A 12,483-nucleotide genomic window follows, 5' to 3' on the forward strand; every position below is an offset into this window, starting at 1 on the left:
GCTTGCTTGCGGGTTTCTTACTGGATGTCCCAGCGCTCGGGGTGAGCTGCGTAGGGGCCGCCGCCCGGCGCCGGCGTCCAAACGAAGTCATGCAGCTTGTTGGAGGCTACGCCATAGCGGTTGGCCACCCACAACGTCGCCCAGGGCAGGTCCTTGTTCATGACCTTGCAGACCCCCTGCCAGGATTGATCGAGCTTGGCCGGATCGGTTTGGCCTAGCGCGGCGTCCAATGCGGTGCTCAGATCGTCGAACTCGATGCGCATGGTGTTGAAGCCTGCCGGCGGGATCTGCGACTTGTTGAGGCCGGGATTGAGGCCGGCCGGGTTAGGGCCGTTCTGCAGGCCGGCATAGACCATCGGAAAGGCGTTCCAGTCCGGCGTGCCTTGCTTGTAGACGATGCCGTTATAGGTCGGCGTATCGACGACCCGCGGCACCACGTTGATGCCGACTTCGGCCAGCATCGACTGGATGGCGGCCATCACGTTGGCCGCTTGCGGCGAGCCGTAATAGGTCAGCAGGGTGATCGGTTTGTCGCCGTTGATCTTGTCCCAGCCCGCCTCGCTCAGCAGCGCCTTGGCCTTTGCCGGATCGTAGGCATAGGGTTCGAGGCCTGCGGGAACGAGATGCGGCGCGACATAGCCGCAATTGGCTGGCTCGGCGGCACCGCCGTAGAGGCTGTCGATGATGGCGTTGCGATCGATCGCGTACATGATCGCCTGGCGGACACGGATATCCCTAAACAGGTCGACCTTCTGGTTCAGGCCGATATAGTTGACCACGTACGAGGCACCTTCGATCACCTTGAAATTGCTGTCGCTCTTGAACGATGCCGCATCGTCGGGCTCGACATAGGTGAACTGGATTTCGCCGGCACGGAGCGCGGCAACGGCCGCCGCCGGCGACTCGAAATAGCGGTTGATGAGCACGTCTACCTTCGGCTTGCCGCCGCGATAATCGTCATCGGCTGCCAGCTCGACATATTGGTCGCTCACGTAGCGCTTGAACTTGAACGGGCCGGTGCCGACCGGAGTGGTCGACCACCAGGTGCTTGTCGCCAGCGATTCCGGCGGCAGGGCGGCCAGGGCATGCTCCGGCAGGATCATCAGCTGCGAGAGGATGGATAGAAACGAGCCGTTCGGTTTCGATAGCTTCACCACTGCGGTGTGGTCATCCGGCGCATCGACCGAGGCGATGTTGGCGAGGCGGGCGGCAAACAGGCTGCCGGAGGCCTTGTTCCTGGCAAGCTCGAGGGTGAACTTGACGTCCTTCGAGGTGAACGGCTTGCCGTCGTGCCAAGTCTCGTTGACCAGGTTGAACGTATAGCTCAGCTGGTCGTCGCTGATCTTGTAGTCCTTGGCGAGGTCGCCTTCGATCTCGGTCAGTCCGGCATTGTAGATGACCAGCGGTTCAAAATAGGTGCTGAGCCAGGTGTAGCCGCCGGTCGCGACCAGCGGGTTGAAGTTCTTGGGAAAACCGCCCGGGCCGACGTCGAAGCCGCCCGCAATGGTCTTGGCGCTTTGTGCCTGGACACTGGTCAATGGGGCAATGCTGGCGAGCAGTAGCCCGGCGACTGAGAATGCGATGGTCCTGATGCGCATGGTTTCCTCCCTTGGCATAGTCAGGTTGTTCTTCAGCTTGTTCGGTTTTTGGCGATAACCTGCTGGATCCCCCGGTAATGGTCGTCGAGCCGCCGACGCGCCTGGTCGACATCCTTGGCGGCGACAGCCTCGACGATCTCGTGATGGTCGCGCCATGTCGCCAGCGGCGTCGGATTGTCGAGATTGGTGAAATTCGAGGCCTTGTTGAACGCCATCCAGAAGATGTCGATCAGCGCGCTCAGCATGCGATTGTTCTGGCAGCGGAACAGCAGCTGATGGAATTGCTGGTCCTCTTCGGCGAAGCTCTCATGGCGCTCGGCACGTTGCCGCATGCGCTCGGTCAACTGGCGCAGCGCTTCGATATCTTCGGCGCTGATCATCTCGATCGTCTTGGCGATGAGGCCGGTTTCCAGCACGCGGCGGATTTCGCGCAGCTCTTCGACATCGCGCAGCGAATCCTGCAAACCGTAGGCCAGGTTGTCCAGCAGCGGCTTGAACGAGAACTCCTTGACGAACACGCCGATGCCGCGCCGTGTCTCCAGGATGCCAATCGATTCCAGCGCCTTGATGGCCTCCCGCACGGAGTTGCGGCCGACGCCGAGCCGCTGCGCCAGGAACGTCTCCGGCGGCAAGGGATCGCCGGCCTTGAGCTGGTTGCTTTCGATATAGGCCCGGAGGCTTTCCTGCACGGTGACGTGCAGCAGCGGTGGTCTGCTCAACGGTTCGATCGACTTCAGTTCCGCCATCCCACTGCTTTCATCATCCGCTGAAGCTTGCCCGCCGCTTGTCGTATAGCCACTTGTAGGATATCCTGCAAGCCCATAGCAACGTGTTACTCCCGAATGAAGATAATCCTCGCCGGCTCGAGCCACTGGCACGCCGAAATGCACCTCGACGCCGCACGCTTTTCCGGTGCGGAGATCGCCGGTATCTGGGACGAGAATCCTGGCCAAGCCCATGCGTTCGCCGCGCACCACGACCTGCCGTTTATCGAAGATTTCAAGGAGATACTCTCCAGCCCGCCGGATGTGATCCTGTTGATGGGGCACCCTTCGATGGTGCCGGCGCGGGCACGTGCGATCATCGCGGCAAGGATACCGCTGATCCTGGAGAAGCCGGCGGCCAGCCATACGAGGGAACTGATGGCGCTGCGCGACCTTGCCAGGCAGTACCAGGCTTTTGTCGCTGTTCCCCTGCCCAACCGTTTCGGGCCGGCCGTTGCCGGCCTTGAACGGCTGCGCCGGCAAGGTCGCGCCGGCCCCGTGGCGCATTGCCAGTTCCGGCTGGTCAACGGCCCGCCTGGGCGCTACATCGCCGACGGTGTCGCCTGGGTGCTCGACCCGGCGGTTGGTGGCGGGGGTGCGTTGAGGAATCTCGGCATACACGGCGTCGACGCGGCACTCAGCCTGGCAACCGGCAAGCTCGGCCTGAAAAGCGTTTCGATCGCGAACCGCATCCATCCCGGCCCGGTCGAGGATCACGCACTTCTGGTGCTGGAGGACGAGGCCGGCGCGCTGTTCATCGTCGAGGCCGGTTACACCTTTGCTTCGATGCGCCCTGGCGGTGACTTCGAGTGGCGCATCGTCAGTGCCAATGCCACCCTCATCGATCATGGCGACCATGTTATCTGCGCAACGCTCGACGACGCGGCAATCGTCGACTTGCCGGTCGAACTGCCGGCGACGCGCTATCGTCTGTTCATGCGCGATACGCTTGACCGGCTGGCCAGAAAGGCGCCTCCGCCGGTGTCCATCGAAGATTATGTTGCGGCGATGTCGCTGATCGACGCCGCCTATCAAAAGGCAGGACCATGATTGGAATAGGAATTATCGGCGCCGGCGATTTCGGCGCAGCCCATGCGCGGGCAATCCCTGAGGCTGGCGGCATTCGCCTCGTCGCCGCCTCTCGAGGAAATGCCGACGCACTGCAGCAATTCACCGCTGAACATGGCGGCCGCGGCTACGCGGACTGGCGAAGGCTGCTGGACGACAAGGAGGTCGATGCGGTCCTCATTGCCAGCCCGCACCATCTCCATGCCGAAATGGCCATCGGCGCGGCAAAGGCCGGCAAGCATATCCTGCTCGAAAAACCGATGGCGCCGACGGTGGCTGCCTGCGATGCGATCAACGCCGCCGTGGCCAAGGATGGCGTCAAGCTGATGGTCGCCCACCTCATGCATTTCGCCCTGCCCTGCATGGCGGCCAGGCAAATTCTGGAGGAAGGCGAGCTCGGCCGGCCGCTCGCCGGATCGAGCTGGATCATCAAGCTGTGGATGGAGCACAATCGCCGCGACTGGCATCTGCGCAAGGCGACCGGCGGCGGCATGCTGTTGACGGCCGGCATCCACGCGGTCGATCGTCTGGTCTGGCTGATGGATGACGATGTCGTGTCGGTGAGCGGCATGCTCGGCGCCAAGTTCCATGACCAGGAAGCAGACGACAGCGCTCTGCTCGGATTGCGCTTCGCCGGCGGCGGCATCGGCCAGGTGCAGAGCGTCGGCTATCGCACCGGCGCCACCACCTATGCCATGGATCTGGTCTGCGAGCGGGGAACGCTGCGCATCGACATGGACCGCGGCACCATGCTTGGCCGCGAGACGGTCTGGACCGAGCTGCCCGGTTCCTTTGAGCCGAACTGGATGCATAACGCGCTGGTGCGCGAATGGAGCGCAATGCGCGATGCCATTGCCGATGACACGCCGGTGCCGGTCGACGGCATCTATGCGCGCAAGATCATCGCCATTATCGAGGCTGCCTTCGCGTCGAACGAAACCCGCCGCGAACACGAGATCGCCGGTGGACGCTGACCTCGACGACCATCTGGCCCGCTTGCCCGCACACGCACCGCGCGGCATCTGGGGCGCGGTGATGCTGGCCATCGACGATCGCGGAGCGATCGACTGGCAGGCGACGGAAGAGACGATCGCCCGGCTCTGCGCCTCAGGCGTCGACGGCGTCTATTCCAATGGCACGGCCTGCGAATTCCATTGCCAGACCGAGCCCGAATTCGACCGGCTTTGTGAGTTGGTCGCAACCATAGCCGGCCGCGCGCGCCTTCCTTTCCAGATCGGCATCAGCCAGTCCAATCCGCGCGTCGCGCTGGAGCGACTGACGCGGGTCGCCGGACTTCGCCCGACGGCGGCTCAATTCACCTTGCCCGACTGGTGGCCGCCCAGTGACGACGAGATCATGCGTTTTGCCGGCGGCCTCTGCGAGGCCGCGCCCGAAACGCCGCTGGTGCTCTACAACCCGCCGCACGCCAAGCGCCGCCTGACGCTCGACGGCATCGCCAGTCTGCGTGCGGCCGTGCCATCGCTGGTCGGCGCCAAGCTGCCGGGCGGCGACGCCGGCTGGTATGCCGACACGCGCCGCAGACTGGACGGATTTTCCGTCTTCGTCCCCGGCCACACGCTGGCAACAGGCTATGCCGGGGGAGCCCATGGCAGCTACTCCAACGTTGCCTGCCTCAACCCGAAGGGCGCGGTGCAGTGGTGGCAGATGATCCGCACCGACATGGCCGCAGCTGCCGAACTCGAGGCCCGCATACAGGCCTTCCTGGCCGTACATGTCCTACCGTTTCGCACCCGTTACAATGTCGGTGATGCAGCACTCGATAAGGCGATGGCGGCGGCTGGCGGCTGGGCGCCGCTCGGGCCGCGATTGCTCTGGCCCTACAGCTCCGTTCCCGATCAGGAAATACCGACGCTGGCCAGGGCGGCTCACGCGGCTTTCCCGGAATGGTGGTAGACCCGTCACCAAGGCGCGGGACGACGGTTCAGCAGCCGGCTCGCGCGCCCTGTGTCGCGCGTGACACAAACGCCCCCGGCTGAGGGACATCGGCCTCGCGCCGTGCCAGTGAATTGCGCAAGAGCGCGATCGCCTCGCGGCCGGCGGTCGCAATCTCGCGTGGCCTGTCGACGCCGACGATCATGAACTCCTTGATCCCCAAAGCGGCGTAGGAAAGCAGCGACAGCGCGACCTGCGCCGGCGGCCCGGCAAGTTCGAGCGCCTTCTGGCAGGAAGCGGCCGATTTGTCTTCCGAACGGATTCGGACGGGAAGCGCGAAACGCAGCTTGCCGGCCCGGCCGTGTTCGGCAGCAGCGCCGCGTACGCGCTCCATTGACTGGTGAATTTCTGCAAGCGAGCCAGGCGCCAGCTCGAACACGTCCGCATGCCTGCCCGCGACCCTGAGCGCAGTGCCCGACTGCCCGCCCATGCGGATGGTCACATCGGCACCATGCGGCCCCTTGCGCGGCACATAGCCGCCTTTGATGCTGTAAAAGGTGCCTTCATGGTCGAACGGCCTGTCGTTCGACCACAACCGCTTCAGCAGCACCAGATATTCATCAATGCGTTGCCAGACCACTGTGTGGCCGGCCGGACGTGCCTCGGCATCGTCGTCGCTCAGCGGCTCGCTGAGCATCCTGAGCGACAGCCGGCCACCGCTTCTCGCGTCGAGGGCAGCGAGTTGTCGCGCCGCCACGGTTGGTTCGATCACGCCTGCCCAATGCGTGAGCACGACCTCCAGGGACGAGGTCCGGTCCAGCGTCTGGGCGGCAAGGTCCATATTGGTCAGCAGCCCGGCCTGGTCGTCGATGACGATCCTCTGGAATCCAGCATCCTCGATCAGTGACAGCTTCGTCGCGGTCTCGACAAAGTCATAGAAAAAGCTGGCGTCGGCAGCGTGGATCTTACCGGGAACATGCGTGAACTCGATCGGCATTGCCATCTCCTCCATCACGTTGGAATCAGGGCGCGCAAATGCACACCGGCATTCGGTTCATCAACTCCGGAATTTCTGCAAACGGCAGGCCGCTATCCCGAGGAAGCCTCGATGATCAGAGCCTTGACAATCAGGGGATCAGCCCCAGTACCACTGCCCCGGTGAATACAAACGCCAGGGCAAAGACGAGATAGGCGAAAGCACCGGCATAGGCCGGCCGCCACACCTGGTCGGAACCCAGCCTTTGGCCTTTGCGGGCAGTCTGAGCGTTCTGGCTATAGGACATATCGACCTCCGTCTCGGCGCTTAATCTATAAAATCAGTAGACTTTGTCGAGTGCTATTTTCGCGCGATCCTTAGAACAATTTTCTCCAAACGGCGGACAAGTTAGTGCTTTTACTGCTTAGCGCTGCCTTTTGCGGCATGCCGGGGTGACGGCAGGAAACGTCAGGTCCATGTGTCTGTGGCTCCTTGGCCATCCAATGGATGAGGGATAGCATCGCTTCAGCGGAAAGCCGCGACGTCACGGCAAGGCAGCAGGGAGCAAACCATGGGGACAAGACTGGCCGGCAAGGTCGCCATCATTTCGGGTGGCGCGACAGGAATGGGCGGTGCGGCCTCGGAGCTTTTCGCGGCCGAGGGCGCCAAGGTGGCGATCGTCGACCGCAACGGCGAAGCGGCGGCGGCCACCGCAGCGGCAATCAGGCAACGCGGCCATGTCGCCGAACACTGGGTCGCCGACGTATCGGATGAGGCGCAGGTCGAAGCGGCGGTGAAGGGCGCGACGGAAAAATTCGGCCCGGTCACGGTTCTGTTCAACCATGCCGGCACCCTCGTCATCAAACCCTTCCTGGAGACCACGCTGCAGGAATGGGACTGGCTGCATGCCGTCAATGTGCGTTCGATGTTCCTGATGACGCGTGCTGTGCTGCCCGGCATGATCGCCGCCGGCGGCGGTTCCATCGTCTGCACCTCGTCGATCTCGGCGGTGGCGGCGACGCCGATGGAGGTGCTTTACGACACCACCAAGGGCGCCTGCCATATGTTCGCGCGTGCCATCGCCGTCGAGTTCCGCGACCGCAACATCCGCTGCAATGCGGTCTGTCCAGGCTTCATCAGGACACCGCATGGCCTGCGCGAGGTCGCCGATCTCGACAAACTCGGCGTCGATGTCTCCGACGCGGCAATGGCGGCGCAGCAAGGGCGGATCGGCGAGCCGGAAGAGGTCGCGAAGGCAGCCCTGTTCCTGGCCAGCGACGAGGCCAGCTTCGTCAACGGCGCCCATCTGTTCGTCGATAACGGCTTCACCGCGATGTGAAAGGCGAAGCGCCGCTACCGCTCTTCGCGCCGGAACGGCTTGAGCAGCGCCGACGGGGCCACCGCATTGCGCGACATCACCGCCATAGCGACGATGGTGAAGATGAACGGCAGCATCAGGAAGGCCTCGTAGGGGATATGGCCAAGCCCGCTCGCCTGCATACGCAACTGCAAGGCGTCAACGAAGGCAAACAGCAGTGCCGCGCCTGCCGATCGCCACGGATCCCAGCGGCCGAAAACGACGAGCGCGATTGCCACCCAGCCACGCCCCGAAACCACGCCGAAGGTGAAGGCGTTGAATTGCGCCATCGACAGGAAGGCACCGGCCAGTCCCATCAAGGCACCGCCGAGGATCACCGCCTGGAAGCGTGTTGCAATGACGCTGACGCCGGCAGAATCGGCGGCACGCGGGTTTTCGCCGACCATGCGCACCGCTAGGCCCCAAGGCGTGCGGTAGAGCACGAAGGCGGCCAGCGGTATGGCCAGCATCGCCATGTAGACCAGCGAAAACTGATTGAACACCGCCGGCCCAAGCACCGGTATGTCGGACAGGATCGGGATCGGCAGCGTCTCGAACCCCTTGATGTTCGGTGGCACCGATTGCTGTCCGAAGATCAGCCGGTAGAGGAAATAGGCAAGGCCCGACGAGAACAGCGTCACGCCGATGCCGCAGACATGCTGGCTGAGGCCGAGCGCTACAGTGAACAGCGCGTGCACGGCGCCCATCAGCGCCCCGGTCAGCACCGCCGCGAGCACGCCAAGCCAAAGGCTGCCGCTGAGGCTCGCCGCGGTGAAGCCGGTCATCGCCGACAGAAGCATGATGCCTTCGATGCCGAGATTGAGCACCCCGGCGCGCTCGGAGAACATCTCGCCCAGCGTCGCAAAGGCCAACGGCGTGGCGATGCGGATGATGGCGGCCAGGAAGCCGACCTGGAATATCTGCTCCAGCACCACGCTCATTTGGCTATTCCCACGCGACGGAGGCGATAGGCGGTGAACAGCAGCGCCACCAGCATGGCAAGCAATGCGGTTCCCTGAATAACATCGCTGAGGAAGGCCGGAACGCCGGTGGCCCTCGACATCGCCTCGGCGCCGGTCATGACGGCGGCAAGGAAGATCGCCGCCGGCACCACGCCGAGCGGATTGAGCCTCGCCAGCATGGCGACGACGATGCCGGAATAGCCATAGCCCGGCGAGATGTCGCTCATCACCTGGAAATGCACGCCGCCGACCTCGCCGACGCCGGCAAGGCCGGCCAATGCGCCAGACAGCAGCGCCGTCGAAATCAGCACCCGCTCGACATTGATGCCGCCATAGCGCGCCGCTTCCGGGTTTTCGCCGGTGACCCTGATGCGGAAGCCGAGCGTGGTGCGCGCGACCACGAACCAGATGACCGGTGCCGCGACCAGCGCCGCGACGACGCCGAGATGCAGCCGTGTGCCTTCGAGCAGCACCGGAAAATTGGCCGTATCCTCGATCGGCGGCGAGATCGGGTAGCCGCTGAAACTGTCCTTCCATGGCCCCTCGATCAGCGCCATCAGTGCATAGAAAATGACCGAGTTGAGCAGCAGTGAGCTGACCACGTCATCGACCCTGAATTTTACCCTCAGCGTGGCGGGGATCAGGGCGACGGCCGCGCCGGCGGCAGCGCCCGCCAGCGCCATCAGCAGCATGGCGAGCGGCCCCGGCATCGGGATTGCACCGACGGCACAGCTCGCCGCCGCACCAGCCAGCAATTGCCCTTCGGCGCCGATGTTCCAGAATTTGGCGCGGAAGGCGACTGCCACGGCCAGCCCGGTGAAGATCATCGGCGCGGCACGCACCAGCGTTTCGGTGATGGCGTAGCTGTCGCCCAAAGACGCCGAAAACATAACGCCATAAGCCTCGACGACGCCGGCGCCGGCCAGTGCGATGAGGCCGCTGCACAGGATCAGCGTCGCGCCGATAGCGAGCAGCGGCAGCGCCAGATTGAACCAGGCGGGCGTTGAGGTGCGGGCCTCGAGACGGAACATCAGGCATGGCCCTCCGCTCCGGTCATCATCAACCCGAGTCTGGCGATGCTGGCGTCGGCGCTGTTCAGCGTGCCGACGATGCGGCCTTCATACATCACCGCGATACGATCCGAGAGCATCAGCAACTCTTCCAGATCCTCGCCGATGACGATGATGCCGCAGCCCTTGGCGCGCATGTCGAGGAATTTTTCGTGGATGAAGCGCGCGGCGCCGATGTCGAGGCCGCGAGTCGGCTGCGAAACGATCAGCACCTTCGGATCGAAGGCGAGTTCGCGCGCCAAAAGCGCCTTCTGCAGATTGCCGCCGGAAAGCGCCCCGGCGCGCGTCATCGGCCCGGGGCAACGTATATCGTAGGCTTTGATCTGTGCCTCGGCGAAGGCGCGGATCCCATCCGGCTTGAGCAGGCCGTTGCGGCTGAACGCCGCCGTGCCGATGCGCGGCAGCACCATCGAATCGGCGAGCGGCAGATTGGTGACCAGCCCTGTCGTCATACGGTCTTCCGGGATGCGGCCGAGGCCGAGCGCCTGCACTGTGCTCGGCGAGAACCGCGAAACCGTTTTGCCGGCTATGGTCATCTTCCCGGCATCGGGCGCACGCACGCCGGAGATGACCTCGGCAAGCGCGCGCTGGCCATTGCCGGAGACGCCGGCGATGCCGAGGATCTCGCCGCCACGAACCGACAGCGAAACATCGCGCAGCGCCATGCCGGAATGATGCGATGTCGAGATACCGTCGAGGGTCAGCACGGCCGCACCCGGCATCGACGGTCCTCTGGCCGGAGGCACGATCTCGTGGCCGCACATCAGCCGCGCCATCTCCGAGGACGTGGTGCTGGCCGGCGCATCGACGCGGCCGGCAACGCGCCCATGCCGGAGCACGACGCAGCGATGCGTCAGCGCTCGCACCTCGTTGAGCTTATGCGAGATGAAAATGATGCCGAGCCCTTGTGCCGCCATCGAGCGCAGCGCCGAAAACAGCCCGTCGACCTCGGTTGGTGCCAACACCGCCGTCGGCTCGTCGAGGATCAGCAGCCTTGCGCCGCGAAACAGCGCCTTGACGATTTCGAGCCGCTGTTGCTCGCCGACCGACAGCGCCGAGACGGGGAGGTCCGGGTCGAGCGTCAGCCCGTGCTGGCGGCCGATCTCGGCGAGCCGCGCCAGCCCGCCGGCGCGGTCGATCCGGCCCGATCTGCCGGGAATGCCGATCAAGAGGTTCTCCAGCACCGAAAGCCGTGGTGCGAGATGAAAATGCTGGTGCACCATGCCGATGCCGACGGCCAGCGCATCGGCCGAACTGTTGATCGCCACCGACCGGCCCTGCACCAGGATCTCGCCGGCATCGGGCGCATAGGCGCCGAACAGCACGTTCATCAGCGTCGTCTTGCCGGCGCCGTTTTCGCCGAGCAGCCCGAGGATTTCACCCGGCGCGACGCTGAGATCGACGGCCTCGTTCGCCTTGACGGCGCCAAAGCTCTTGGAGATGCCGCGCATTTCGATGAGAGGGGCAGGCGTTGACAAGGCGGGATCCTGGTGGCGTTGACGCCGATATCCCTCCCCCTTGAGGGGAGGGTGCCGAGCGAAGCGAGGCGGGAGGGGTCCCCTCAGCTGCCTCGACGTTTAGACCGAAAAAGATGGAGCGCGTCGCCGAGGACCCCACCCGGCCCTGCGGGCCACCCTCCCCTCAAGGGGGAGGGATGCGCCGCTCAGTCCGAGACCGGCGTATTCTCATCGACGTCGACGCGGAAATTGCCGTCGAGGATCTCGGCCTTCTTCTTCTCGACCAGTTCCTTGACCTCGGCCGGCAGCGTCTTGTCGAACTTGTGATAGGGCGCGAGGTAGGAGCCGCCCTTGGCCATGCGCGAGAAATCGCCGTAATCCTGCGCGGTGAAGACGCCGGCCTTGACCAGCTTGATCGCCTGCTCGACGGTCGGATACATGTCCCAGACCGGCCCGGTGATCACGGTGTCGGGGCCGAGGCTCGACTGGTCCGACATGTTGGAGATAGCGAGGATCTTCTTCTCCGCCGCCGCTTCGATGACGCCGAAGCGCTCGGCATAGATGACGTCGACGCCGGCATCGATCTGGGCGACGGCCGCTTCCTTTGCTTTTGGCGGATCGAAGAACGAACCGATGAAGGCGACCTTCTTCTTGATGTCGGGATTGACCTCCCTGGCGCCGGCAAAGAAGGCGTTGACCAGCCGGTTCACTTCCGGAATGCCCATCGCCGCGACGGCGCCGATCGTGCCTGACTTCGACATCTTTCCGGCGATCATGCCGGAGAGATAGGCCGGCTCGTGGATCCAGTTGTCGAACACGCCGAAATTCGGCTCGGCCGGCCCGGCGCCGGAGCCGAACAGGAAGGCGGTCTTCGGGAACTGCTTGGCGGTCCTGCGCGATTCGCGCTCGGCGGCGAAGGCATCGCCCAGCACCAGCTCATAGCCGCCCTGCGCATATTCGCGCATGACGCGGCTGAAATCGGCCGTCTGCACCTTCTCCGACCATTTGTATTCGATGCCGAGTTCCTTCTCGGCCTTCTGCAGGGCAACATGGATCTGGTTGTCCCACGGCTCCTCGATCGGCGTGGCGAAGATAGCCGCCACTTTCAGCTTCTTGGTCTTGGCAAAGGCGCTGCCCGGCAGCATCGCCGCCGCCAGGCCGAGCGCGCCCAGCTCCAGCACGTTGCGGCGCGAAAGCTCTTCGCGTTTCGATTGGATTCTGCTCTTCCCGTTGTCCATTGCATGCCCCTCTGATTGGCGCCGTGTCGAGCCGGCTCTCTTCTCTGGAATATCAGCGAAGGAACTATGGAACGGTGCCCGGCTTTTGTCCACATGGTCA

The 12,483-nt window shown here is 64.2% G+C and carries 12 protein-coding genes; 4 read left to right on the top strand and 8 right to left on the bottom strand.

The window, feature by feature from the left end; all coding sequences use genetic code 11:
- Nucleotides 1–17: 17 nt before the first annotated feature.
- Together NKI41_RS14865 and NKI41_RS14870 are read right to left on the bottom strand one after the other, a co-directional pair.
- Nucleotides 18–1,598, bottom strand: coding sequence for an ABC transporter substrate-binding protein (locus tag NKI41_RS14865; RefSeq protein ID WP_352683722.1), 1,581 nt, complete (start codon nt 1,596–1,598; stop codon nt 18–20).
- Nucleotides 1,599–1,630: 32 nt separating this feature from the next.
- Nucleotides 1,631–2,344 carry a FadR/GntR family transcriptional regulator gene (locus NKI41_RS14870; protein ID WP_352683724.1) on the bottom strand — a complete coding sequence of 238 codons (714 nt, stop codon included), beginning with the start codon at nt 2,342–2,344 and terminating at the stop codon, nt 1,631–1,633.
- 96 nt (nt 2,345–2,440) lie between these two features.
- Between NKI41_RS14870 and NKI41_RS14875 the strand changes: the two genes are divergently transcribed.
- Genes NKI41_RS14875 through NKI41_RS14885 form a run of 3 tightly spaced genes read left to right on the top strand, consistent with a single transcriptional unit; the run spans nt 2,441 to nt 5,344 of the window.
- Nucleotides 2,441–3,412, top strand: a complete 972-nt coding sequence (locus NKI41_RS14875) for a Gfo/Idh/MocA family protein (RefSeq protein WP_352683726.1) — start codon at nt 2,441–2,443, stop codon at nt 3,410–3,412.
- Nucleotides 3,409–4,404: a Gfo/Idh/MocA family protein gene (locus NKI41_RS14880; RefSeq protein WP_352683728.1), complete on the top strand. Its 996-nt coding sequence runs from the start codon at nt 3,409–3,411 to the stop codon at nt 4,402–4,404. Before NKI41_RS14875 ends, NKI41_RS14880 begins: the two co-directional genes overlap by 4 nt.
- Nucleotides 4,394–5,344: a dihydrodipicolinate synthase family protein gene (locus tag NKI41_RS14885; protein WP_352683730.1), complete on the top strand. Its 951-nt coding sequence runs from the start codon at nt 4,394–4,396 to the stop codon at nt 5,342–5,344. The genes NKI41_RS14880 and NKI41_RS14885 overlap by 11 nt, the downstream gene beginning before the upstream one ends.
- A 28-nt stretch (nt 5,345–5,372) precedes the next feature.
- Here the strand turns inward: NKI41_RS14885 and NKI41_RS14890 are convergent, their stop codons facing one another.
- Both NKI41_RS14890 and NKI41_RS14895 read right to left on the bottom strand, forming a co-directional pair.
- A complete protein-coding gene (locus NKI41_RS14890) occupies nt 5,373–6,320 on the bottom strand; it encodes an LLM class flavin-dependent oxidoreductase (protein ID WP_352681878.1) in 948 nt (315 codons plus the stop codon).
- Nucleotides 6,321–6,450: 130 nt separating this feature from the next.
- The gene (locus NKI41_RS14895; RefSeq protein ID WP_023678176.1) at nt 6,451–6,606 is read right to left on the bottom strand and encodes a hypothetical protein; all 156 of its coding nucleotides are present in this window, start codon (nt 6,604–6,606) and stop codon (nt 6,451–6,453) included.
- A gap of 264 nt (nt 6,607–6,870) precedes the next feature.
- On the opposite strand from NKI41_RS14895, the gene NKI41_RS14900 reads away from it, so the two are divergent.
- On the top strand, nt 6,871–7,638 hold the full coding sequence (locus tag NKI41_RS14900) for an SDR family NAD(P)-dependent oxidoreductase (RefSeq protein ID WP_352470743.1): 768 nt from the start codon (nt 6,871–6,873) through the stop codon (nt 7,636–7,638).
- A 14-nt stretch (nt 7,639–7,652) separates the two neighbouring features.
- Here NKI41_RS14900 and NKI41_RS14905 read toward each other — a convergent pair whose 3' ends face one another.
- The 4 genes from NKI41_RS14905 to NKI41_RS14920 form a co-directional block, all read right to left on the bottom strand.
- On the bottom strand, nt 7,653–8,597 hold the full coding sequence (locus NKI41_RS14905; protein WP_023678177.1) for an ABC transporter permease: 945 nt from the start codon (nt 8,595–8,597) through the stop codon (nt 7,653–7,655).
- Nucleotides 8,594–9,649: an ABC transporter permease gene (locus NKI41_RS14910; RefSeq protein WP_352540873.1), complete on the bottom strand. Its 1,056-nt coding sequence runs from the start codon at nt 9,647–9,649 to the stop codon at nt 8,594–8,596. The genes NKI41_RS14905 and NKI41_RS14910 overlap by 4 nt, the downstream gene beginning before the upstream one ends.
- Complete coding sequence (locus tag NKI41_RS14915; RefSeq protein WP_502900019.1) at nt 9,649–11,139, bottom strand: ABC transporter ATP-binding protein; 1,491 nt, start codon at nt 11,137–11,139, stop codon at nt 9,649–9,651. Before NKI41_RS14915 ends, NKI41_RS14910 begins: the two co-directional genes overlap by 1 nt.
- 212 nt (nt 11,140–11,351) lie before the next feature.
- A complete protein-coding gene (locus NKI41_RS14920) occupies nt 11,352–12,383 on the bottom strand; it encodes a BMP family protein (protein WP_352683733.1) in 1,032 nt (343 codons plus the stop codon).
- Between the last annotated feature and the right edge of the window lie 100 nt (nt 12,384–12,483).

It is taken from the genome of Mesorhizobium sp. M0601 (assembly GCF_040320845.1).
Classification (GTDB): domain Bacteria; phylum Pseudomonadota; class Alphaproteobacteria; order Rhizobiales; family Rhizobiaceae; genus Mesorhizobium.

Coding starts and splice junctions, on each gene's coding strand:
- NKI41_RS14900 (WP_352470743.1), top strand. CDS start 6,871: ATGGGGACAAGACTGGCCGGCAAGGTCGCCATCATTTCGGGTGGCGCG.
- NKI41_RS14875 (WP_352683726.1), top strand. CDS start 2,441: ATGAAGATAATCCTCGCCGGCTCGAGCCACTGGCACGCCGAAATGCAC.
- NKI41_RS14890 (WP_352681878.1), bottom strand. CDS start 6,320: ATGCCGATCGAGTTCACGCATGTTCCCGGTAAGATCCACGCTGCCGAC.
- NKI41_RS14910 (WP_352540873.1), bottom strand. CDS start 9,649: ATGTTCCGTCTCGAGGCCCGCACCTCAACGCCCGCCTGGTTCAATCTG.
- NKI41_RS14865 (WP_352683722.1), bottom strand. CDS start 1,598: ATGCGCATCAGGACCATCGCATTCTCAGTCGCCGGGCTACTGCTCGCC.
- NKI41_RS14870 (WP_352683724.1), bottom strand. CDS start 2,344: ATGGCGGAACTGAAGTCGATCGAACCGTTGAGCAGACCACCGCTGCTG.
- NKI41_RS14880 (WP_352683728.1), top strand. CDS start 3,409: ATGATTGGAATAGGAATTATCGGCGCCGGCGATTTCGGCGCAGCCCAT.
- NKI41_RS14895 (WP_023678176.1), bottom strand. CDS start 6,606: ATGTCCTATAGCCAGAACGCTCAGACTGCCCGCAAAGGCCAAAGGCTG.
- NKI41_RS14915 (WP_502900019.1), bottom strand. CDS start 11,139: ATGCGCGGCATCTCCAAGAGCTTTGGCGCCGTCAAGGCGAACGAGGCC.
- NKI41_RS14905 (WP_023678177.1), bottom strand. CDS start 8,597: ATGAGCGTGGTGCTGGAGCAGATATTCCAGGTCGGCTTCCTGGCCGCC.
- NKI41_RS14920 (WP_352683733.1), bottom strand. CDS start 12,383: ATGGACAACGGGAAGAGCAGAATCCAATCGAAACGCGAAGAGCTTTCG.